A 21185-nucleotide genomic window follows, 5' to 3' on the forward strand; every position below is an offset into this window, starting at 1 on the left:
CCAGCACGCCTTTCCAATCTAGCACCGGAGCGCGCGCCTCAGTAGCGTTCAGCGTGCCGCAGTCGGCGAAGCCGGGGCCGCCGATGCGGGCGCCGCGTGGGCGTTTTGTGCGCACGGAATCGCATGGCGGGCGCGTGCTTCGGCGCGGGCGCGCTCGATCACGGACCAGTCCGGGCCCGCGCTGGCGGGCAGGGATGCGGCAAGGGCGCCAAGGGCGAGCATGGCGATCAGGATGGCTTTCATGGGGATGTCGTCGAAGCGAGTGGGAGGCTTGGGGGGCTGGCCGAAAAGGTCCTTCCGGCCAGCAGTGCCGCCACGGCGAGCGCCGCGGCGGACGGAAGCAAGTTTCAGGCGGCGTGTGCCGGCGGCGCCGAGACGCCGGTGCGGTCCATGCCCGCCAGGTCCATGCCGGCGGCCGGCTGGTTGGCGCCGTCGGTGAACGGGTCGCGCCTGCCGTTGACATGCGCGCCGTCGGTGAACGGATCGCGCTTGCCGTTGACGTGCGCACCCTCGGTGAAGGGATCGCGCTTGCCGTTGTGCTGCAGGTTGTAGCCGTAGCGGGCGGCTTCGTCGGTGCCGTGGTCGCTCAGGCCTTGCGCTGCGGCCGGGCCGCAGGCGAGCATGCCGGCGCCGAGGGCGGCGATGGAGAGTGTCGTGGCAAGGAGGGCTTTGAGATCGTTGTTATGCATGTCTGCTGTGTCTTGGGTAAGGGGACGGCACGGTTTACGCAGCTTGCTGCGGTCCGTGCGGGGTGGGCGGATCTGCCTGCCCGCACGCCGTCCGTTTCGCCTTGTGGGCGGTGCCGGGCGCGCAACGCGCGGGGCACGGGACGAAGTGTAGTCACGCCGATCCATTCCGGTGATGATTTAAAAGGACAAAAGTCAGTCGCTTTTTTCATCGTTATGCGAAGCGCCTTCCGACGGTCCTGGCGAGGCTTTGCGGCCGGCCTGCCAGCCGCCGCCCAACGCGAGGAACAGGTCCACCTGGCGGTATGACACCTGTGCTTCGGCCGCGGCCAGCGCGGCCTCGGCATCGGCCAGCGCCAGCTCGGCGTCGAGGCGGTCGAGGAAGGGGATGCGCCCGGCCTGCTGCAGCCGCACCTGCTGGCGCGCGGCTTCGCCGGCCTGCTCGCGCGCGGCATGCAGCGCCTCGCGCCGCTCCAGCGCGCGGATATAGGCGGACAGCGCCGTCTCCGTTTCCTGCAGCGCGCGCAGCACTGTGCCGTCGAAGCGGGCCAGCGCGGCGTCGGCGGCCGCCTCATGGCCGTGGATGCGGTGGCGCACGCCGTTGGTCGGCAGCGACCAGCTCAGCAGCGGACCCAGGCTCCAGCGCGCCGTCGGGCCGCTGCCGAGGTCGCTGAGCACGCCGGTCAGGCCGGCGCTGGCGCCGATGCGGATCGACGGATACAGGTCCGCGGTGGCGACGCCGATGCGCGCGGTCGCCGCGGCCAGTTCGCGCTCGGCCTGGCGGATATCGGGACGGCGCCGCAGCAGCGCGGCACCGTCGCCTACTGGCAGCGGCGCGTGCAGTTCCGGCTCGGCATGGCACTCGACCTCGTCCGGCGCCAGCGCCGACGGCGCCTTGCCCAGCAGCAGCGCCAGGCGGTGATGTGCGGCGGCGCGCTCCGCCGCGAAGGCCGGCAAGGCGGCGCGCAGCGCTTCGGTGCGGGCGCGTTCGCGTGCCACGTGGGGCGGCTGCGCGCGGCCGGCGGCGACCAGCCGGCGGGTAGCGTCCAGTGTTTGCTCCTGCACCGCAAGCTGCTGCGTGGCCACGGCCAGTTCATGAGTGGCGGCGCAACCCTGCACGTAGGCGCGCACGGTCTGCGCGGCAACGCTGACGCGCACCAGGTCGAGGGTGGCTTCGCTGGCTTCGGCGCTGGCGAGCGCGGCCTCGTCGGCACGCGCCAGCTTGCCGAAGAAATCGACCATGTAAGACACGCCGAAGCCGAAATCGCCCAGGTTGAACACCGGCGGCTTGACCGTCTGCAGGAAGCTCTGGGCCGACAGCTGCGCGCGCGCCACGCTGGCGTCGACGCCGCCTTGCGGCAGGTTCTCGGACTCGACTTCATGCAGCAGCGCCACCGCGCGCCGCAGGTTGGCCGAGGCGGCGCGGATGTCGGTGTTGGCCGCCAGCGCCTGCCGCACCAGCTGGTCGAGCCGCGCGTCGTCATAGAGGCGCCACCAGTCGTCCGGGACCGGGCCGATGTCGACGCCATGCGCATTGCCGCCTTGCAGCGCGCCGTTGGCCTGCGGCGCCTTGAACGCGGCCTGCCCGGGCACGTGGTAGTCGGGGCCCACGGTGGTGCAGGCGCACAGGCACGCGGCCGCGCACGCTAGCCAGCGACGGCGCGCGCTCATGATCGTGCGGCGGCCTGGCGCCGGGGTTCGCGCACCGACACCGTCGCGGTACGGCCCGACACCAGCCTGACGTCGGCCGGAACGTCTTCCAGCACGATCCGCACCGGCACGCGCTGCGCCAGCCGCACCCAGTTGAAGGTCGGGTTGACGTTGGGCAGCAGGTTGGAGCCGGCGCTGCGGTTGCGGTCCTCGATGCCGGCGGCGATGCTCTGCACATGCCCGCGCAGGTGCCGCGGCTCGCCCATGATATGGACGTCCACCGGGCTGCCGATATGGATGCGGTGCAGCCTGGTTTCCTCGAAATAACCTTCCACATGGAACGACGCTGCGTCGACCATCGACAGCACCGGGCGGCCGGTGGAGACGTAGTCGCCCAGCCGCGGCAGGCGGTCGTTGAGGTAGCCGGCCACCGGGCTGCGCACGCTGGTGCGCTCCAGGTTCAGCCGCGCCAGCCGCACCGTGGCCTCGGCCTGCGCCAGCGCGGCCTCGCCTTGCTCCACGCGGGCGCGGCCCTGTTCGGCGACTTCGCCCGCCACCAGCCCGTCGAGCGCCCGGTTGCGCGTGGCTTCGCGCCGCGCCTGGGCCAGCGTCGCGCGCAGCGTGGCGGCGGTGGCCAGCGACTGCTGCAGCGCCAGCGCGTAGCGGTCGCGGTCGATCTCGAACAGCACCTCGCCGCGCCGCACGTACTGGTTGTCGCGCACCAGCACGCGCGTGACCAGCCCGGAAACGTCGGGCGCGACCTGGACGATATCGGCGCGCACATGGCCGTCGCGGGTCCACGGGGCGGCCGTGTAGTAGTCCCACAGGTGGCGCAGCACCAGCACGGCGGCCAGCACGGCCAGCAGCGTCGGCAGCAAGGGAAGCAGGGGGCGGAGTCGGAGTTTCATGACGGCAGTCCCGGCACCGCGGCGAAGACTGCCGCCACGGCGCCCAGGACGATCACATAGAGGGAAAGGTTGAACAGCGAGCGGTGCCAGATATGCCGGTAGCAGCCCAGCGACGCCAGCGCCATGCGGATCGCGGTGGCGACGGCGAAGGCCAGCACCATCAGCACCAGCACGCCTGGCACGAACACGCCATAGAGATCGATTTCACTGAGCATCGGGGAGCGGCAAAAGCGATGAGTGGGATCAGGCTGCGCGCGCCGGCGGGCACGCGGGCTGCAGCGTTACCTGCAGCACCACCAGCGCGCCCAGCGCACCGCTGTCCTGGCGTGGCAGCGCGGCGATGGCATCGGCGACCCAGCGCTGCAGCGCCGCCGGCGCCGCCACGGCATGGCCGCTGCGCAGCCGTGACCGGTAATGCCGCGCGACTGCCGCCAGCACCCGGCGCACCGGCTTGCGTGCCGCAAGCGGGAGGTTCGGCAGCGCCTTGTGCAGCGCCAGCGCGCAATAGCCGACCTGCAGCGCATGGAAGCCGTCGGCAGAGAGCGGGTCGCCAGCGACCCCCAGGCGCGGCACCAGCTGGCCGAGCCGGTCGAGCATGCGTGCGCCGAGCCCTGCGTCGCCATCAGCCGCGCGCAGCGTGGCCGCCCGCGCCAGGTCCTGCCAGCTCGCGCGCACCAGCCGGTGCGCTGCCGCGCGCGCGCCGAACGGGCGCACCGCCATCGCCCACAGCGGTGCGAACAGCATCGAGGCGGCACTCGCCAGGCAGGCATTGAAGGTGCCGAGGAAATCCGCGTCGAAGACTGCCTGCACATTGGCGAACGAGGCGGTGTTGACCGACAGCAGCATCGCGATCAGCTGGAAGCCCGGCCGCGCCACCAGCAGGCCGATGCCGAGGTAGGGCAGCGCCAGCATCGCCGCCAGCACCTCGAAGGTATGCGCGTGCGGGACCACCACGAAGAGGTAGCCCGAGGCCACCAGCAGGCACACCAGGCTCCAGCGCAGGAAGGGTGCAGCCATGCGGCGCGGTTCGTCGATGGCGGCAAAGAAGCAGCACGCGATCGACGCCACCGCCACCGCGCCGGCGCCGTCTTCCCAGCCCGAGAAAATCCACAGCAATCCGGCACAGAACACCGCCAGCCCGCTGGACGCGGCGCCGAACAGCAGCATGCCGTGGTCATGGTGATGGCCGGCGCCGTCGGGTGCCTCAGGTGCCGGACAGCTGGTGGCGGCCGGCGCCTCGGGGCCGCGTTCTCCAATGCCGCGTTGCAGCGCCAGGCATTCCGCGTACAGCGGGCACAGGCGTTGCAGCTGGCCGGCGGCGGTCGTGGCGAGTTGCGCGGGCCAGCCGCCGTCCCCTGCGTCCAGGCGCCAGTCGTGCAGTGTCGGAGCCGGCTGCGCGGCACCGCTGTCCAGCCACGCGGCGGTCGCATCCAGTGCCTGCCGCAGCGGCGCCGGCAGGCCGCCGGGCAGGCCGCGCAACGCCTGCAGCACGCTTTCCAGCGACGACAGCAACGGCATCAGCATGGTCATGCGCTGGCGCAGCGCGCGCGCATGGCGCAGCGTGCGGCTGCCTTCGGTGTCATAGGCGAGCTGGGTGATCAGCAGGTCCAGCGCCAGGATGTCGCTCGCAAGCCGATGGCGGCCATCGTCGGCGCGCGGACTGCCGCGCAGGATCGCCGCGGCCCAGCCGCTGGCGTCGGCAAGCCAGCTCTGCGCACGCGCGCGCAGCGCCCGCGCCACCTTGGCCGGGAACACGATCGACCCGACCAGCCCGGCGCAGACGATGCCGATCACGATCTCCTCGATGCGCGCCACGGCAATATCGAAGATCCCGGCCGGCTGGCTGACAGCCGGCAGCGCCACGATCGGCAGCGTGTACGCCGCCAGCAGGAACACATAGCTGCGCGGCGAGCGCTGCAGCAGCGACAGGTACACCAGCACGGTGATCCACAGTGCGATCGCACCCATCAGCACGATCGGCATGTTGACCAGCTGCGGCACGGTCGCGACCGCGGCGGTCGCGCCGAGCACCGTGCCGGCGACGCGATAGGCAGCCTTCGAGCGGGTCGCGCCGGTCAGCGGGTGCGAGACGAAATACACCGTGGCCATGGCCCAGTACGGGCGCGGCAGGCCCAGCGCCAGCGCGATATAGAGCGCCAGCATCGCGGCGGCGAATGCCTTCAGCGAGAACAGCCACTGTCGTGCATTCGGCCAGCTAGCCATGGAACAGGGTCTTGAAGACAAGGAGTTTGGGGGCGCGCAGCGCCGCCTGCCACTCCACGCTTCATGGCGGCGCAGTCGGGCAGGGGCGATGTGTGGAAGCGAAGTGTAGCCAAACCCTTGGCATTCCATTCATGATTTAATATTGGCTTCACCATTCGCTTTGTTCATGGATGCGGTGCCGCCACGGTCCAGCCTCAGATCCACATGCCTATCGATATCCGCGCGCTGCGCTATTTCGTCGAGACCGCGCGCCTGCACAGCTTCACGCAGGCGGCGGGTTCGCTGTTCGTCACCCAGTCGACCATCAGCAAGATGGTGAAGCAGCTCGAGGACGAGGTCGGGCAGCCGCTGCTGATCCGCGAAGGCAAGAGCGTGCGCCTGACCGACGTGGGGCGCGTGGTCTACGAACGCGGGCAGGAAGCGCTCGGCGTGGTCCACCGGCTGACGCTGGAGGTGGCCGACCTGTCATCGCTGGGCCGCGGACAGCTGACGGTCGGCATCCCGCCGATGGTCAACCTGTTTTTTTCGCCGGCGGTCAGCGCGTTCCGGCAGCGCTATCCCAACCTGCAGCTGACGCTGGACGAGCACGGCGGGCAGGTGGTCGAGCAACTGGTCGCCAGCGGCGAACTGGAGGTCGGCGCCACGGTGCTGCCCGGAGACAGCGGCCTCGCGCTGGAGACAAGGCAGTTCGGCCGGCACCCGATCTGGGCGGTCGGGCCGCGCAAGGCGAAGTGGGCGCGCGGGCGCACGGTCACGCTGGGCGCGCTGCGCGACGAGCCGCTGGTGATGCTGACCGACGACTTTTCGCTGACGCGCAAGCTCAAACAGGCCTTTGTGGAAGCGCGCATCGAGCCGCGCATCGTGGCGCGCAGCGGCCACTGGGATTTCCTGGCGTCGATGGCGGCGGCAGGACTTGGCACCACCTTCCTGCCGCAGCCGCTCGCCGAGCGGCTGCAGGGCCAGGACACGCTCGCCATGGCGCGCCTGACTGAACCGGCGATGGACTGGACCATGGCGCACATCTGGTCGCCGGGACGCTACCTGTCGCACGCGGCGCGCGCGTGGCTGGCGGTCTGCGATGAAGTCCTCGGGGAAGGAGGAAAGCGGTAGCGGCGCCAGTGTGTGCCTCAGTGCGCGCCTATTTGCGCCGGCACTGGTCCGGCGCGATATTCAGCCGCACCAGCGACTGCCGCCCCGCGGTGTAGTGGTACAGCAGCGTCACGCCAAGCTTGCCCAGCACCGGCACGTCCGGATTGCGGCAGATACCGCGCTCAAGGATCGGCTTGGCCGATGCCATGTATTCGCGCGTGCCGTCGCGCGTGGCATCCACGCCCGACACCTTGAGCTGGAACTCGACGATCTTGCCAGGCCGGGTCACGCAGCCCTCGAAGCGCGTGGTGTCGTCCAGGTCCAGCGGGCCGGCGCGCATCAGCTCCTGGCAGGCCATCCGCAATTCGCGGTCGGCATTGCCGGCCGTCAGCCGCGTGACGCCGGTCATGCCGGTCGGCTTGCCGCGCACGGTGCCGAGCAGCAGGGTGGCGAGGCCGGAAAGCTGCTGGCCCTCCACCGGCGGCGCTGCCGGCGCGGCGGTGGCGGCCAGGGATGTGGCCAGGAATGTGGCCAACGCGGCGGCCACGGAAACAAGGACCGGCAGGGAGCGGTGGGGCGTCGCCGTCGAGGCGGCTGGGGTAAAGCGCATAAAGGGGCAGGGTGGGTTAGTTTTTTTGTAGCCTGCTACTTTAGCCCCTGCCCCCTGTTGCCGTTGTCAGGCATTGTCCTACGCGCCACGGCGTTGGCGTCGTGCGACGGGCTGTCGGAAGCACTTTGTGCCGATGCGGTCGCCGCCGTCACAGCTCCAGCACCAGCCGGCATCCGCCGGCCGCACGCGAGCAGCACGCCATCATCCGGTCGTTGGCGTCGCGCTCGGTGCGGGTCAGGACCACGTCGCGGTGATCGACCTGGCCGGCCAGCACGCGCACTTCGCACGAGCCGCACAGGCCTTCCTCGCAATCGCTCTGCACGTCGATATTGGCGCCGCGCAGCGCCGCCAGCAGGGTCTGGCCGGCGGGCACCTCCATGACCAGTCCGGAGTCCTTCAGCTCGACGGTGAAAGGCTGTTCCTTCGACGCGTCCAGCGTGCCCAGCCGCGACACGAAATGCTCGACCCGCAGCGCGTCCTCCGGCCACGCCGCGCAGGCATCGGCGAGCGCATCGAGCAGCCGTTGCGGGCCGCAGGCGTAGACGTGGGTGCGCGGCTGCGGCGTGGCCAGCATGGCGGCGAAGTCGGCGCGGCGGCCTTCGTCGCCGGCGTAGACATGCAGGCGCGCGCCATGCAGGGCCTGCAGCGCGTCCAGCATCGCCATCGAGCCGCGCGAACGGCCGCAGTAATGGATCTCGTAATCGATGCCGAGCTGGCGCGCGCGGCGCGCCATCGCGCTGACCGGCGTGATGCCGATGCCGCCGGCGATGAAGATGGCGCGCGCGCAGCCCTCGTCGAAGCGGAAATGGTTGCGCGGGCCGCGGATGCGCAAGCGGTCGCCCGCCGTAACGCTGCCGTGCACCCAGGCCGAGCCGCCGCGGCTGTCGGGCTCGCGCAGCACGGCGATTTCCAGCGCGGCGGCATCGTCGGGGTCGCCGCACAGCGAATACTGGCGCGACAGCCCAGTATCGCCACACTCCACGTCGATATGCGAGCCCGGTGCCCAGCGCGGCAGCGGCTTGCCGTCCGGCGCCGCCAGCCGCAGCCGTACCACGCCGGCGGCGGCGGGGGCGATGCTTTCCACCACCACGGTGCGCGCGCTGGTGTGCGCCGACGGCTCGCCAATGCGCACGGGCTGGCGCTGCGCCAGCAGCGCGGGGTCGCGGCGCTCCGGGTTCTGCGCCGGGTCCCATTCGACCAGCAGGTGCTCGGGGCCGCGGAACGACGTGTTGGGCACGTAGGTGAAGGACTGTTCCGCCAGCCGCATATGCGGGAGCCGGCGCGTCAGCTCTTCCAGGAAGATCTGCATCTCCATGCGCGCCAGGTTCTTGCCCATGCACTGGTGCGAGCCGTAGCCGAAGGTCAGCTGCTCGCTGGCGTTGTCGCGGCGGATGTCGAACAGGTCGGCATCGGCGAAGTGGCGCTCGTCATGGTTGGCCGAAGAGGTCACGATCAGCAGCTTGCTGCCGGTGGCCAGGCTGATGCCGCCTACCTCCGTATCGCGCGTGACCAGCCGGCGCCACGCCGCCACCGAGCCGTTGTGGCGCAGGCATTCTTCCACCGCGTTGGGGATCAGCGACGGATCCTCGCAGATCTCACGCCATGTGTCGGGATGCTGCAGCAGCAGCTTGATCGCGTTGGCCGAGGCATTGGCGGTGGTCTCGTGCGCGGCGACGATGCCGGCCATCATCATCGAATGCAGGTAGGAGTCGGTGACGACCTCGGGCAGTGCCTTCTGCTTGCGCAGGCCGTACTGCATCCAGCCCGGACCCGACGGGTCCTCGCGCATCTTGTCGAGGATGCGCCCCGCCAGCTGCCAGAAGTTGCCGACCGCATGCGCGACCGCGACCTGTTCATCTGGCCGGGGCCGTCCCCACGTGTTGACGGTATGGGCAATGGAGTACTGGCGCAGCAGGTCCATGTCTTCTTCGGGCACGCCGAGGAAATGCAGTGCCACCGCCAGCGGCACTTCCCACAGCATCTGGTCGACCAGGTCGGCGCGGCCGTCGTCGATAAATTGGTCGACGTATTCGCGCGCCAGGCGCCGCACCATCGGCTCGTGATGCGCCAGCTCGGCAGGCGTGAACGGATCCATCAGCGCGCGCCGGCGCGGCATGTGGGCCGGCTCGTCCTCGTTGACCAGCGTGCGGTTCATGGCATAGCCGTACGAGGCCAGCACCGCGTTGGCTTCATCGCCGGTGGGCGTGATCTTCTCCAGGGCGATCGACGGGCTGAAGGTGATGTTGTCGCGGAAGATCGCCTTGATGTCGTCGTAGCGCGTGACCACCCAGTAGCCCAGTTTGGGGCTGTAGAACACCGGTTCCTGCTCGCGCGACCAGCGCACGTATTCGGGCGGATCCTGCTGGTAGCCGTCGCCGAACGGATCGAACTCAGCCGCCTTGTGGCTGACCGGGCAGCCATTGGGGGCGGTGAAGGCGGAATGGTCGACGGGACAGCCGCCGCGCGCGGTATCGGGGGAGGGGATGGCCATGCTGCGTACTCCTGCAAAAACATTGCCGTCCGGGCGGGCCGGACGGCCTCAAAACGATACCCGCTCAGTTGTCCAGCGTGATCTTCAGGTCGCGGATCAGCTTGGTCCAGCGTGCCGACTCGGTGCGCAGCAGTTCGCTGAACTGCGCCGGCGTATTGCCCACCGGCTCCACGCCGAAGTCCACCAGCCGCTTGTTCACCGCCGGCTCGCGGATCGCCGCGACCACGTCCTTGTTCAGCGTGTTGATGACCTCCGGCGGCGTGGCGGCCGGCACCACCATGCCGACCAGCGCGGCAGCTTCGACGCGCGGATAGCCCAGTTCGGCGAAGGTCGGCACGTCGGGCAGCTGCGGCAGCCGGGTGGCATTGGCCACTGCCAGCGGCCGCACCTTGCCGCCCTTGATAAAGCCGGCGCCGGCGGCGTAGTCCACCATCATCGCGGCGACCTGGCCGGCGGCCACGTCGGACAGCGCGGGCGCGGCGCCGCGGTACGGCGCGTGCGTCATCGGCAGGCCACCGGCTTCGACCTTCAGCAGTTCCATCGCCAGGTGGTGCGGGCTGCCGGCGCCGGCGGAGCCATAGTTGACGCCGCCTTGCGTGGACTTCGCCTGCGCGATGAATTCCCTGGCGCTTTTCACCGGGCTGTTGGCGCCGACCACCAGGATCATCGGGAAGCGGCCCAGCAGCGTGACCGGCGCGAGGTCCTTGCCCGGGTGGTAGGAAAGCGTCTTGTACAGGACCGGGTTGAACACCAGTGTGCCGTTGTCGGCGGACAGCACGGTATAGCCGTCTGCGGCCGAGCGCGCCGTCTCGGCCGCGCCGATCGCCGTGTTGCCGCCGGGCTTGTTGTCCACCACGACCGGCTGCCCGACCTTGGCCGACAGGCCCTGGCCGATGGTGCGCGCGAGGAAGTCGGAGCCGCCGCCGGCGGCGTACGGCACGATCCAGCGGATCGGCTTGGCCGGGTAGCTGTCGGCGGCGTGCGCCGGCAGCGTGGACAGCAGGGGCAGGACGAGCGCGCCGAAAGCGGCGATAGCCAGGCGCGGCAGCAGGGGGCGGGGCATGTGGTTGTCTCCGATGAATTTCTGTTTTGCGTAAATCTTATACGCATTGCGTAATCATTGAATGAGGGTTAACCTGCAAGCGACCGCCCTACCGCCGCCAGACGAGGCGTGGCCTAATCGCCTGCCTATGCCAACACCACTGCCATGCCCGCATCCCGCTCCAAGCCCGCCGCCCCCGAAACGCCTGCCGACGCCGCCTCGCCCCGCGCACGGGAGCGCCGCCAGCGCGTGCAGTCCGCTGTCACGGGCATGGCGGTGCTCAAGGGGCTGGCCAGACTGGGCGGGCGCGCCAGCCTGACCGCGCTGGCCGCGCATATCGACGAAAGCCCGGCCAAGGTGCATCGCTACCTGGTCAGCCTGCTGGAAGAGGGGCTGGTTGCGCAGGAATCCGGCACGCAGCAGTACCACCTGGGCTACGAGGCGCTGCAGATCGGCATGGCGGCGATGCGCCAGGCCGACCCGATCCGGCTGGCCGAAGCCTCGCTGGTGCGGCTGCGCGAGGCGCTGGAAGTGACGTGCTTTGTCGCGGTGATGGGCAACAAGGGCCCGACCATCATGCGTTTTGAAGAACCGGGCTTGCCGGTCACGGTGAACGTGCGCGCGGGGTCGGTGATGCCGCTGCTGTGGTCAGCCACCGGGCGCGTATTCCTGGGCCTGCTCGACGAAACCCGGGTGCAGGCGCAAGCGGCGGAAGAACTGGCAGAGGCTAGCCCGGCGCGGCTGGCATCGCTCGACCGGGACGACCCGATCGGCGCGCTGCGCCGCGCCGTGCAGGCCGACGACTGCGCCTGGGTGCGCGACACCAACCTGACCGGCATCAGCGCCGTGGCCGCGCCGGTACGCGACTACACCGGCCGCGTGTGCGCGGTGCTGACAGCGCTGGGCGCCACCGGCGGCTTCGATCCGTCGATCGACGGGCCGGTCGGCACCGCCGTGCGGCACGAGGCCCGCGTGGTCAGCGCCGCGCTCGGCTTCAACCCCGAAGCGGCGTCCTAACGTCCGGCTTAAGCGCCGGACCAGCCTGCACGGCATTGTGCGGTCCGCGCTCAAACGCGTATATTCCTCGCGGATTGCCGACATTCCTGCCACTGCCTGACATGAAGACCCTTGCCCCCACGCGCCTCGCGGCGCTTGCCGCCGGCGGCCTCCTGTGCACGCCAGCCACGTACGCCGCCGACAAGGCCGACCCGCGCCAGCTCGAACGCGCCGTCAACGAGGCGATCGCGCCGATGATGAAGGCGCACAACGTGCCGGGCATGGCCATCGCGGTGACGGCCGGCGGCAAGCAGTACTTCTTCAACTATGGCGTGACGGCGAAGCGGGGCGGCAAGCCCGTCACCGAGTCGACCCTGTTCGAGATCGGCTCGGTCAGCAAGACCTTCACGGCGACGCTGGCGGGCTACGCGCAGGCGCGCGGCGCCATGTCGCTGTCGGATCCCGCCGGCAAGTACCTGCCTGCGCTTGCCGGCAGCGCGCTGGGCACCACCAGCCTGCTCGACCTTGGCACCTATGCGGCCGGCGGCCTGCCGCTGCAGTTTCCGGAGACGGTCAACAGCCCGCAGGCAATGACCGATTACTTCAAGGCCTGGCGACCGGCATACGCGGCCGGTACCCACCGGCGTTACTCGAACCCCAGCATCGGCCTGTTCGGCTACCTCGCCGCGCGCAGCCTGGGCGAGCCGTTCGACGACCTGATGGAGAAGACCCTGTTTCCGGCGTTCGGCCTGAAGCGCACCTATATCCGGGTGCCGAAGCCGCTGATGGCGGACTACGCGTGGGGCTATACCAAGGACGACAAGCCGATGCGCGTGACGCCGGGCGTGCTGGATTCCGAGGCCTACGGCGTGAAGACCACGTCTGCCGACATGATCCGCTTCGTCGAGGCCAACATGGCGCCGGCGGGGCTTGACGGCAGCATGCAGCGCGCCATTGCCACCACGCGTACCGGCTACTTCAAGGTCGGCGGCATGGTGCAGGGGCTGGGATGGGAGATGTATGCCTATCCGACGCCGGTCAGCGCCATCCTGGCGGGCAGCTCGCCGCAGATGGTGTTCGAGGCCAACAAGGTCGACAGGCTGGAGCCGCCGCAGGCGCCGGGCGCCGATGTGCTCGTCAACAAGACCGGGTCGACCAACGGGTTTGGCGCATACGTCGTGTTCGTGCCGGCAAAGCGCATCGGACTGGTCATGCTCGGCAACAAGAACATGCCGGTGCCGGCGCGGGTGGAGGCCGCGTACCACATCCTGACAGTGCTGGACGGCGAGCTGGCAGCAAAGCGCTAGGGGAACGACCCTCCAGTCGCGCCATAAAAAAAGCGGCCCGAAGGCCGCCTGTGTCTACTACGCGCTGAAGCGCGGTCAGAACTGCTCCGGCGTCAACGCATTGACCGGCGCGGCACCGCCGACGACGGCATCGCGCAGCGCCGTTGCCTGCGACAGGATGTGCTGTGCGAAGAAATGCGCCGTGGCGATCTTGGCGTCGTGGAAGTTCGGATCCTCGGCGCGCTTCGCATCCGCGGCCAGCATGGCCCGGCCCAGCTGCCAGCCCGAGAACACGATGCCGCACAGCTTCAGGTACGGCACGCTGCCGGCGAACACGGCATTCGGGTCCGACTTGGCATTGGCCACCACAAACTCGACCACCGCTTCCAGCGCCGCGCGGCCATTGGCCAGCTGCGCCTGGACCGCGGTAAAGGCCGCGCCGCCATGCTTGCCCAGCTCGGCCTCGGTCTCGGCGATCTGCGCGCAGATCGCGCGCGCCACCGCGCCGCCGTCGCGCAGGGTCTTGCGGCCGACCAGGTCGTTGGCCTGGATGGCCGTGGTGCCTTCGTAGATCGGCAGGATGCGGGCGTCGCGATAATGCTGCGCGGCGCCGGTTTCCTCGATAAAGCCCATGCCGCCGTGCACCTGCACGCCGAGGCTGGTGACGTCGATCGACAGCTCCGTGCTCCAGCCCTTGACCACCGGCACCAGGAATTCATAGAACGCCTGGTTCTGCTTGCGCACGGCTGCGTCCGGATGCTGGTGCGCGGTGTCGCTGGCGGCCGCGGCCACATAGGCGACGGCGCGGGCGCCTTCGGTCAGCGCGCGCATCGTCATCAGCATGCGCTTGACGTCGGGGTGATGGATGATGGTGACGCCTTCACGCGCCGAGCCGTCGACCGGGCGGCTCTGCACGCGCTCGCGCGCATACGCCACGGCCTGCTGGTAGGCGCGCTCGGACACCGCGACGCCCTGCATGCCGACGGCGAAGCGGGCCGAGTTCATCATGATGAACATGTACTCCAGGCCACGGTTCTCTTCGCCCACCAGCGTGCCGATGGCGCCGCCGTGGTCGCCGAACTGCAGCACGGCGGTCGGGCTGGCCTTGATGCCGAGCTTGTGTTCGATCGACACGCAGTGCACGTCATTGCGCTCGCCCAGGCTGCCGTCGGCGTTGACCAGGTACTTGGGCACGATGAACAGCGAGATGCCCTTGACGCCTTCGGGCGCGTCGGGCGTGCGGGCCAGCACCAGATGGACGATGTTCTTCGCCATGTCGTGCTCGCCGTAGGTGATGAAGATCTTGGTGCCGAAGACCTTGTAGGTGCCGTCGCCCTGCGGCTCGGCGCGGGTGCGCACCGCGGCCAGGTCCGAGCCCGCCTGCGGCTCGGTCAGGTTCATGGTGCCGGTCCACTCGCCGCTGATCAGCCTGGGCAGGATGGTGGCCTTCTGTTCGTCCGAGCCGGCGGTCAGCAGCGCTTCGATGGCGCCGTCGGTCAGCAGCGGGCACAGCGCGAACGACAGGTTGGCGCTGTTCAGCATTTCGATGCAGGCGGTAGAAATCAGCTTGGGCAGGCCCTGGCCGCCAAATTCCTGCGGATGCAGCACGCCTTGCCAGCCGCCTTCGCCGAACTGGCGGAAGGCATCCTTGAAGCCGGGGGTCGTGGTGACCACGCCATCCTTCCAGCTGCTCGGATCCAGGTCGCCGGTGCGGTTGAGCGGCGCCAATACCTGTTCGTTGAACTTGGCGGCTTCGTCGAGCACGGCCCCGGCCGTTTCCGGCGTGGCTTCCTCGAAGCCGGGCAGCTGGCTGACAGCTTCAAGACCTGCGAGCTCGTTCATCACGAACAGCATGTCTTTGAGCGGGGCACGGTAGGTCATGGATGTCTCCTGTCTGTACGTAGTACGTCTTTGTTCCTGGGTGGCGCGCAAGCCATGGCGCCTGGCCGCAATGCGGGCCGTGATGGGTGATTAACGAGATCGTAACGCGGGAAGCGCCGGCCGCGGCTATCCAAAGCTGCCCATTCATTGACGAAACCTGCCGCCCTATGCAAACCGGCGCGCGGGAATGCGCGCTGGCCGGCGGGCCCCGGCCGGGTGGCAGGATTTGTCAGGCGCTCGCGGGCATGGTCCGGTAGGCCTTGGGCGTGCTGCCGGTCCAGTTGCGGAAGGCGCGATGGAAGGCGGTCGGGTTGTCAAAGCCGATATCGAAGGCGATCTCCGCGATCGCGTCCGTGGTGCGCGTCAGCCGCTGGATGGCGATGTCCCGGCGGACCTCGTCCTTGATCGCCTGGAAGGTGGTGCCCTCGGCGGTAAGCCGCCGGCATAGCGTGCGCACGGAGAAGTGCAGGTCCTGCGCCACCGCTTCGATGGTCGGCGTCGCCGGCAGGCAGTCGGCCAGGTACTGGCGCACATGGTGGCACACCATCTGTTCCTCGAACGAGACGAAGATCCAGTCCTCCGGCGCGCGCGCCAGGAACTTCTGCAGGTCGGCCTTGCGTCGGCGCACCGGCATGTCCAGGTAGGCGTGGTCGAACCTGAGCAGCGTCTGGCGGCCGCCGAACTGCACGGGGCCGGGAAACAGGTAAAGCGAATCGCTGGCGCGCGGCGGCCGCGGGAAATCGAACTCCACCCGGGCCAGCGGGATGCGCTTGCCGATCAGCCAGGAGGCGACGCCGTGGACCAGCTTGAGCATCAGCTCGCTGCCCAGCGCGCTGACGCCGGGGCCGGCCGGGTCGGCCTGCAGCACGACCTCGCCGAAGCCGTCCTCGCGCCCGGACTCGAGCCGGAAATCGTCCAGGATCAGGTGGAAGAACTGGCCGAAGCGGTGCAGCGCCACCTCCAGCCGCGGCGCATCGAGCAGGCTCAGGCACAGGAACTTGAGCGTGCCGTTGCGCAGCGGCCGGCTGAAGATGCCGGGCATCTCGTCGTCCAGCTCCATCGCGAGTTCGCGGTAGAGCGTGGAAAACTGTTCCTCGGTCACGCGCGCGGCGGGGGCCTGCAACAGGCCACGCGGGATCCCGGCGCGCTCCGCCAGCCGCGCCATGGCGGCAGGGTCGGCACCGGACAGGAAGCCGTTGACCAGTGAAATCGGGACGGTGGCGGTGAACTGGGTCAATGTCGCGGGACGGGCAAGGCGGTACGGAAGCGGGGCGGTGCGTGGCTTATTTTGTCATAGCCCGGCGGGTGTCGGCGGCGCTACGGATGTCGTTGCTGGCCGTGTCGAGCGTCGCGACTGTGGCCGGTCCTACGCGGACCGTGCCGGTTCCTCCGGCGCGCGCGCGCCGGGGTCCGCCTCCATATGTACGCTGGCCAGGCCGGCGTTGAGCTGGTTCAGGAAATGGACCAGCGAAACCTTGTCGTCGAAGCCGAAACTCGCCAGTGCCTGGCGGTAGAACTCATAGATCCTGGGTTGCAGGCCGTTCCAGAACTCCCGCCCCTTTGGCGTCAGCACAACCTTCTTGGCGCGGCGGTCCACCGTGTCGGCCACACGCTGGACATGCTTTTCCCGCTCCAGCCGCTTGAGCACGCCATCGAGGCTTTGCCGGCTCACCACAAGGTATTCCGTCAGCTCGGAGAACGACATGCCTTCCGATACCTGCGGCCGCGACAGCGCCCCCAGCACGGACCACTGCACGGTAGTGATGCCGAGCGACTTGCTGGTCTGCCGGTCCAGCGTATTGCCGGCCTGGAACAGCCGGAAGAACAGCCGGTTATGGACGGATGCGTCGGACGGGTCGTACGTGGAATCTGGTTTGGTCATGGTGTGGGTTGGACACTGGCGCGCCGTGCGCTTGCCATGGGTGTGCCTATTCTAAGGCGGCGGGGAGCACACACGTGCGCGGGGCGAAGGGTGGGGCGGCGCGGGCCTGGTCCTACCTCAATCGGTCCGGATGTGTGTTGTCGTCCTCTTCTTCTGCATTTGCGCAAGGATCTTGATTATTATTTCTGCCGTTTGACAGGCAGAACCTGGCCTGGTATCGGATATTTCAGTAAATATGAGTAATGATATTGACGTATAGCCGGCGCATACCTAGTATTCTTCGGACTCTTGCTACAAAGGCTCGCTGGAACACAAGACATGGAAGTGGCACAAGCCGCGCGAACCCACCGGTCCACCCAACCGGAAATGGGCATCGCCGACATGCTCCATCGCATCCGCGCCGCGGCCCGGACCATCCCGGCCGAGGCAAGGCGCCAATGGCCCGGCGACGCCAATGCGGTGACACGCCGCCTCAGCCGACTGCTGTCGCTGGCCATGCGCCAGCAATCCGCGCTGGACATTGCGGTGATCCTGGGCAGTGCCGCCGAGCTTCGCTATTTCCCGGACGATGCGGCGCTGGAGCGGTGTACGCGCATGGTCGAGTCCCACGGTGGCAAGGCCATGCGTGCGGTCGTCTGGGCGGTCCGGCATCGCCGCGTGCGGGCCGGCGTAACTATTACCCGCCGTTTTATCGTCGACGCGGTCGACTGACCTCAAAGAAGAAGCGGGCCCTGGCATTGTGCCGGGCCCGCCCTCTATTTCCAGCGGCGCACCGTCGCGCCGCTCGCCAGCAAGACTTTCTCAGGTTCGCGCTTCAGCCACGCCCGGCACCACCGATGCCGGGGCCACGCTTGCCGCCGCATCGGCATGCTGCGCCGATGCCGACAGCCGATGGTTGATGCACGCCAGGGCCAGCGCACCCACGATCCCCGCGGCGCCGATGACCAGGAAGTTCTGCGCCAGCGGCAGCTGCAGCGAAACGATCAGCCCGATCAGCACCGGCGCCGCGATGGCGCCGAGCCGTCCGATGCCCGAGGCCATGCCTACGCCGGTCGAACGGATCGACACCGGATAGAACTGGCCGCTATATGCATAGGCGACGATTTGCGCGCCGGTAGTGCAGGCACCCACCGCGCCGATCAGCAGGTAGAGCATCTCGGTCGAGGTCTTGAACGTCATCAGGTACAGGAACCCGCCGCCCAGCAGGTACATCACCACCAGCACCCACTTGATATGGAACCGGTCGGCCAGCCAGCCGCCGCCGATCGCACCGACCACCGCGCCCACGTTCAGCGCGATCACGAAGCTGAGCGCCGAGCCCAGGCTGTAGCCCGACATCGCCATCAGCTTGGTCAGCCAGGTGCTGAGCGCATAGACCATGAACAGGCCGGTGAAGAAGGCGATCCAGAACATGACCGTGCTGAAGCCGCGCCCGTCCTGGAACAGGCGGGCCACCGGCACACCGGTGGCGCGGTCCTGCTGCGGTACGCGGAAGGTAGCGCCGGCATCCAGACGCAGTTGCGGGTCGATGCGCTGCGCGAGGGTGCGCAGGTCCTTTTCGTTCTGGCGCGACACCAGGAACGACAGCGACTCCGGCATCGTCTTCAGGATGAACGGGATCAGGAGCACCGGCACGCCGGCCGCGAAGAACACGATCTGCCAGCCAAATCCGGCAATGAACTGCTTGCCGATCACCGCGGCCAGGATGCCGCCGATGGCGTAGCCGGAGAACATCACCGTGGTCATGAAGCTGCGGATCCTGCGCGGCGAGTATTCCGTCATCTGCGCGACGATATTCGGCATGACGCCGCCGATGCCAAGGCCGGCGATAAACCGCATCACGCTGAACGTGACCGGATCGCTGGTCAGGCCTGCGGCCGCGGTGAACACGCTGAACAGGAACACGCACAGCGAGATCGTCCAGCGCCGGCCGATCCGGTCTGACAGGGCGCCCAGGAAGATGGCGCCGAACATCATGCCGAACAGCGCCGAGCTCGCCATGAAGCCGGCCGTCGACGCGGTGACGCCCATCTCCTTCATGATCGAAGGCAACGCGGCACCCGCAACGGCGATGTCATAGCCGTCGATGATGATCACCAGCAGGCACCAGGCCAGGACGCGCGCATGGAATCGGTTAAAGCGGGCGTTGTCGGCCAGCTTTTGTACATCAATGTGCTGCATTGTATGTCTCCTTCACCAATCTTCTTTTGAATGCTCAACAAGCGGCGAGGGCCTTGAAGCCGGCTCCCGGCCTGGGCTGGACGGAATATGGTTGAAGCGAGGTTATACGTCAAGATCATTACTTATATATAGACGAAAACCTAGGGTAATTCCGGTAAAAAAGTGCGGAATTGTCGGTTATTCGGTCAATAAGTTGATTTATCAAGGTATGCGGGTGGACGCCAATAGGTCCGGTCGCCGATTGATGCAATGCGCGCACCTGCAAGGGCCCGGCGCGCAGCGCTGAAAGCCGGGACGCGCGGCTGGCCTGGATCGCCTGATGGCCTGCGTCCCGCACCCGTCACGGCATTCAGGCCAGCGTACTGAGCCGTGCCTGCAGCCGCCCGCGCGTGATCGCGCCGATCTGCGCCAGCGCCTCGTCCAGCTCCAGCTGCGTGCTGCGGTCGATACGGCGTTCCAGCGCGGCGAAGATGCCGTCGCGCGTGTAGTGCCGCACGCAGATGATGAACGGAAAGCCGTGCCGCGCGTGGTAAGCGGCATTCATGCGGTCGAGCGTGGCTTCCTGCTGCGCCGACATCGCGTCCAGCCCCGCGCTCTTCTGCTCGGCATTGGAATCCGCCGTCATGGTGCCGGAGCGGATATTGCCGGCGGACAGCATCGGGTGCAGGTTCAGGAAATCGCACTGGGCTTTCGCATCCAGCTTGCGGATGACATCCATCATCGCATCGTGCAGCGCGCTGGCCGAGGCAAAGGGCCGCTGCGCCCAGGCGCGTTCGGCGGCCAGCGGAAAATGTTCGAACACACTGCCGAACGCTTGCGTAAAGCCGGACTGGTCCAGCGCATTGACCGGCGCCAGATCGAGTGACTGTGACATGGACTGCTCTCCCGTAAGGCCCGCCGCAGTGGGCCGGGCATGGAAACCGAATACGGGCCGAGTATAGAAAGCAGGCATGGCCGCGGCGAGGGGCCCGGCCGTATAGGACGCATAACAGAATCCGATACCGCTAGGCGCGTCCGGCAGCGCCCAGGTCACGCAGGTCACGCAGCGCCTGCGACGCCGCCGTCAGCATGCCGCGCAGCCACGCATGCGCGGCCGAGCGGTGGCGCGCGGGATGCCACAGCTGGTAGAAGCGCATGAACGGGAACTCGATCGGCGGCCTGAGCACCGCCACCGGCACGTGCTGCGCGTGATAGTTGGCAAAGTGGCGGCCCGTGGTCAGGATCAGGTCAGTATCCGGGATCAGGCTCGGCGCGAGGTTGAAGTAGGGGCAGCTCACGCGGTTGTCGCGGTGCACGCGCATTGTGCTCAGGCCCGTGTCGACCAGCCCGCGCTGGTCGCGCGAGTAGGGCGTGGGCACGATATGCGCAGCGCCCAGGTAGGCCTGCGCGGTGAACTTGCCCGGCTGGTTATGCACGCTGTCCCGCGCCACCATGCAGACCACTTCGTCTTCCAGCAATACCGACAGGTGCAGGTGTTCCGGCGGATTAGGCCAGTTGCCGATCACGATATCGATGGCGCCCTCGGACAGCGCCTGCTCATAGTCGAAAGTGGCGGTCAGCGGAATCGCCGCGAGCCGCGCGTGCGGCGCCACGCGGCGGAACTCCCGCACCACGTGGGCAAAGAACGGCGGCGCGAGGTAGTCCGGCATGGCTACGGTAAAGCTCTGCTCGGTGGTGGCGGGGTCGAAGCGGTCGTCCGACACCAGCAGGTTGTCCAGCGCGCTCAGCGCCGCCTGCGCGTTGCGGGCGATCTGCAGGGCGCGCTCGGTCGGCACCATCACGTTCTTCTCACGCGTGAGCAGCGGGTCGTTGAAGATTGCGCGCAGCCGCTTGAGCGCCGAGCTGATGGCCGGCTGCGACTGGTTCAGGCGGATGGCGGTGCGCGAGACGCTCTGCTCGGCAATCAGGATGCACAGCACGCGCAGCAGGTAGGTATCAAAGGGGTCGTCGGCGCGGATCATGCGGAGTCTCGGGCGTTCTGGTCGGTAAGTAGGCGTGGGCAGCCGGCGGCGCAACCGTCGCATGTTACGTGCTGCCCATGGCGGCTTTGTAGCCTTTTGCGCACCGCACGGCAACGCGGTCGAACCCGCACGCGGGCGGGAGTGCTGCCCACCGGTGCCCCGCGCAGGGTGGCAAAGCCGGCGCCCTAGGGTAATCCATAGGTCTGCCAAGGGACCCGACAAATGACCGGAAACCCGCGCCAGGCAAGGCTTTCCGGGCCATATCCAAGCTGATATAGGGCCTATACCAGCCCCCCCGT

Annotated in this window: 19 protein-coding genes; 4 read left to right on the forward strand and 15 right to left on the reverse strand. The window is 68.5% G+C overall.

Going from position 1 to position 21185, the window contains the following annotated elements; genetic code table 11:
• Positions 1-48: 48 nt before the first annotated feature.
• From E0W60_RS00475 to E0W60_RS00500, 6 genes are all read right to left on the reverse strand, one after another.
• On the reverse strand, positions 49-243 hold the full coding sequence (locus tag E0W60_RS00475; RefSeq protein ID WP_135702608.1) for a hypothetical protein: 195 nt from the start codon (positions 241-243) through the stop codon (positions 49-51).
• 104 nt (positions 244-347) lie between these two features.
• Positions 348-689 carry a hypothetical protein gene (locus E0W60_RS00480; protein WP_135702610.1) on the reverse strand — a complete coding sequence of 114 codons (342 nt, stop codon included), beginning with the start codon at positions 687-689 and terminating at the stop codon, positions 348-350.
• Between the two features lie 192 nt (positions 690-881).
• Positions 882-2357 (reverse strand): efflux transporter outer membrane subunit, encoded by a 1476-nt coding sequence (locus E0W60_RS00485; RefSeq protein WP_135702612.1) that lies wholly within the window; start codon positions 2355-2357, stop codon positions 882-884.
• A complete protein-coding gene (locus E0W60_RS00490) occupies positions 2354-3244 on the reverse strand; it encodes an efflux RND transporter periplasmic adaptor subunit (RefSeq protein WP_135702614.1) in 891 nt (296 codons plus the stop codon). Before E0W60_RS00490 ends, E0W60_RS00485 begins: the two co-directional genes overlap by 4 nt.
• The gene (locus tag E0W60_RS00495; protein WP_135702616.1) at positions 3241-3459 is read right to left on the reverse strand and encodes a DUF1656 domain-containing protein; all 219 of its coding nucleotides are present in this window, start codon (positions 3457-3459) and stop codon (positions 3241-3243) included. Before E0W60_RS00495 ends, E0W60_RS00490 begins: the two co-directional genes overlap by 4 nt.
• A gap of 28 nt (positions 3460-3487) precedes the next feature.
• Positions 3488-5467 (reverse strand): FUSC family protein, encoded by a 1980-nt coding sequence (locus E0W60_RS00500; RefSeq protein ID WP_135702618.1) that lies wholly within the window; start codon positions 5465-5467, stop codon positions 3488-3490.
• A gap of 204 nt (positions 5468-5671) precedes the next feature.
• Between E0W60_RS00500 and E0W60_RS00505 the strand changes: the two genes are divergently transcribed.
• Entirely contained in the window at positions 5672-6577 is a 906-nt protein-coding gene (locus tag E0W60_RS00505; RefSeq protein ID WP_135702620.1) for a LysR family transcriptional regulator, read from the forward strand.
• 28 nt (positions 6578-6605) lie between these two features.
• Here the strand turns inward: E0W60_RS00505 and E0W60_RS00510 are convergent, their stop codons facing one another.
• The 3 genes from E0W60_RS00510 to E0W60_RS00520 form a co-directional block, all read right to left on the reverse strand.
• On the reverse strand, positions 6606-7166 hold the full coding sequence (locus tag E0W60_RS00510) for a hypothetical protein (protein ID WP_135702622.1): 561 nt from the start codon (positions 7164-7166) through the stop codon (positions 6606-6608).
• A 148-nt stretch (positions 7167-7314) separates the two neighbouring features.
• A complete protein-coding gene (locus E0W60_RS00515; RefSeq protein ID WP_135702624.1) occupies positions 7315-9657 on the reverse strand; it encodes a cytochrome P450/oxidoreductase in 2343 nt (780 codons plus the stop codon).
• Between the two features lie 64 nt (positions 9658-9721).
• Complete coding sequence (locus E0W60_RS00520) at positions 9722-10720, reverse strand: Bug family tripartite tricarboxylate transporter substrate binding protein (protein WP_135702626.1); 999 nt, start codon at positions 10718-10720, stop codon at positions 9722-9724.
• A 144-nt stretch (positions 10721-10864) separates the two neighbouring features.
• Between E0W60_RS00520 and E0W60_RS00525 the strand changes: the two genes are divergently transcribed.
• The gene (locus tag E0W60_RS00525; RefSeq protein WP_133093174.1) at positions 10865-11716 is read left to right on the forward strand and encodes an IclR family transcriptional regulator; all 852 of its coding nucleotides are present in this window, start codon (positions 10865-10867) and stop codon (positions 11714-11716) included.
• A gap of 101 nt (positions 11717-11817) precedes the next feature.
• Positions 11818-13002 (forward strand): class C beta-lactamase, encoded by a 1185-nt coding sequence (ampC, locus tag E0W60_RS00530; protein ID WP_135702628.1) that lies wholly within the window; start codon positions 11818-11820, stop codon positions 13000-13002.
• A 75-nt stretch (positions 13003-13077) separates the two neighbouring features.
• Here ampC and E0W60_RS00535 read toward each other — a convergent pair whose 3' ends face one another.
• The 3 genes from E0W60_RS00535 to E0W60_RS00545 form a co-directional block, all read right to left on the reverse strand.
• Entirely contained in the window at positions 13078-14862 is a 1785-nt protein-coding gene (locus tag E0W60_RS00535; RefSeq protein WP_135702630.1) for an acyl-CoA dehydrogenase, read from the reverse strand.
• A gap of 229 nt (positions 14863-15091) precedes the next feature.
• Complete coding sequence (locus tag E0W60_RS00540) at positions 15092-16027, reverse strand: AraC family transcriptional regulator (protein WP_135703936.1); 936 nt, start codon at positions 16025-16027, stop codon at positions 15092-15094.
• A gap of 201 nt (positions 16028-16228) precedes the next feature.
• The gene (locus E0W60_RS00545) at positions 16229-16744 is read right to left on the reverse strand and encodes a MarR family winged helix-turn-helix transcriptional regulator (RefSeq protein WP_135702632.1); all 516 of its coding nucleotides are present in this window, start codon (positions 16742-16744) and stop codon (positions 16229-16231) included.
• Positions 16745-17062: 318 nt separating this feature from the next.
• Here E0W60_RS00545 and E0W60_RS00550 point away from each other — a divergent pair, with 318 nt between their 5' ends.
• Positions 17063-17455 (forward strand): hypothetical protein, encoded by a 393-nt coding sequence (locus E0W60_RS00550; protein ID WP_135702634.1) that lies wholly within the window; start codon positions 17063-17065, stop codon positions 17453-17455.
• 90 nt (positions 17456-17545) lie between these two features.
• Here the strand turns inward: E0W60_RS00550 and E0W60_RS00555 are convergent, their stop codons facing one another.
• The 3 genes from E0W60_RS00555 to E0W60_RS00565 all read right to left on the reverse strand — a co-directional run bounded on the left by E0W60_RS00555 (position 17546) and on the right by E0W60_RS00565 (position 20886).
• Complete coding sequence (locus E0W60_RS00555; protein WP_135702636.1) at positions 17546-18925, reverse strand: MFS transporter; 1380 nt, start codon at positions 18923-18925, stop codon at positions 17546-17548.
• 349 nt (positions 18926-19274) lie between these two features.
• Entirely contained in the window at positions 19275-19799 is a 525-nt protein-coding gene (gene uraD / locus E0W60_RS00560) for a 2-oxo-4-hydroxy-4-carboxy-5-ureidoimidazoline decarboxylase (RefSeq protein WP_135702638.1), read from the reverse strand.
• Between the two features lie 130 nt (positions 19800-19929).
• Entirely contained in the window at positions 19930-20886 is a 957-nt protein-coding gene (locus tag E0W60_RS00565; RefSeq protein WP_133094712.1) for a LysR family transcriptional regulator, read from the reverse strand.
• Between the last annotated feature and the right edge of the window lie 299 nt (positions 20887-21185).

Source organism: Cupriavidus oxalaticus (assembly GCF_004768545.1).
Classification (GTDB): Bacteria; Pseudomonadota; Gammaproteobacteria; order Burkholderiales; family Burkholderiaceae; genus Cupriavidus; species Cupriavidus oxalaticus_A.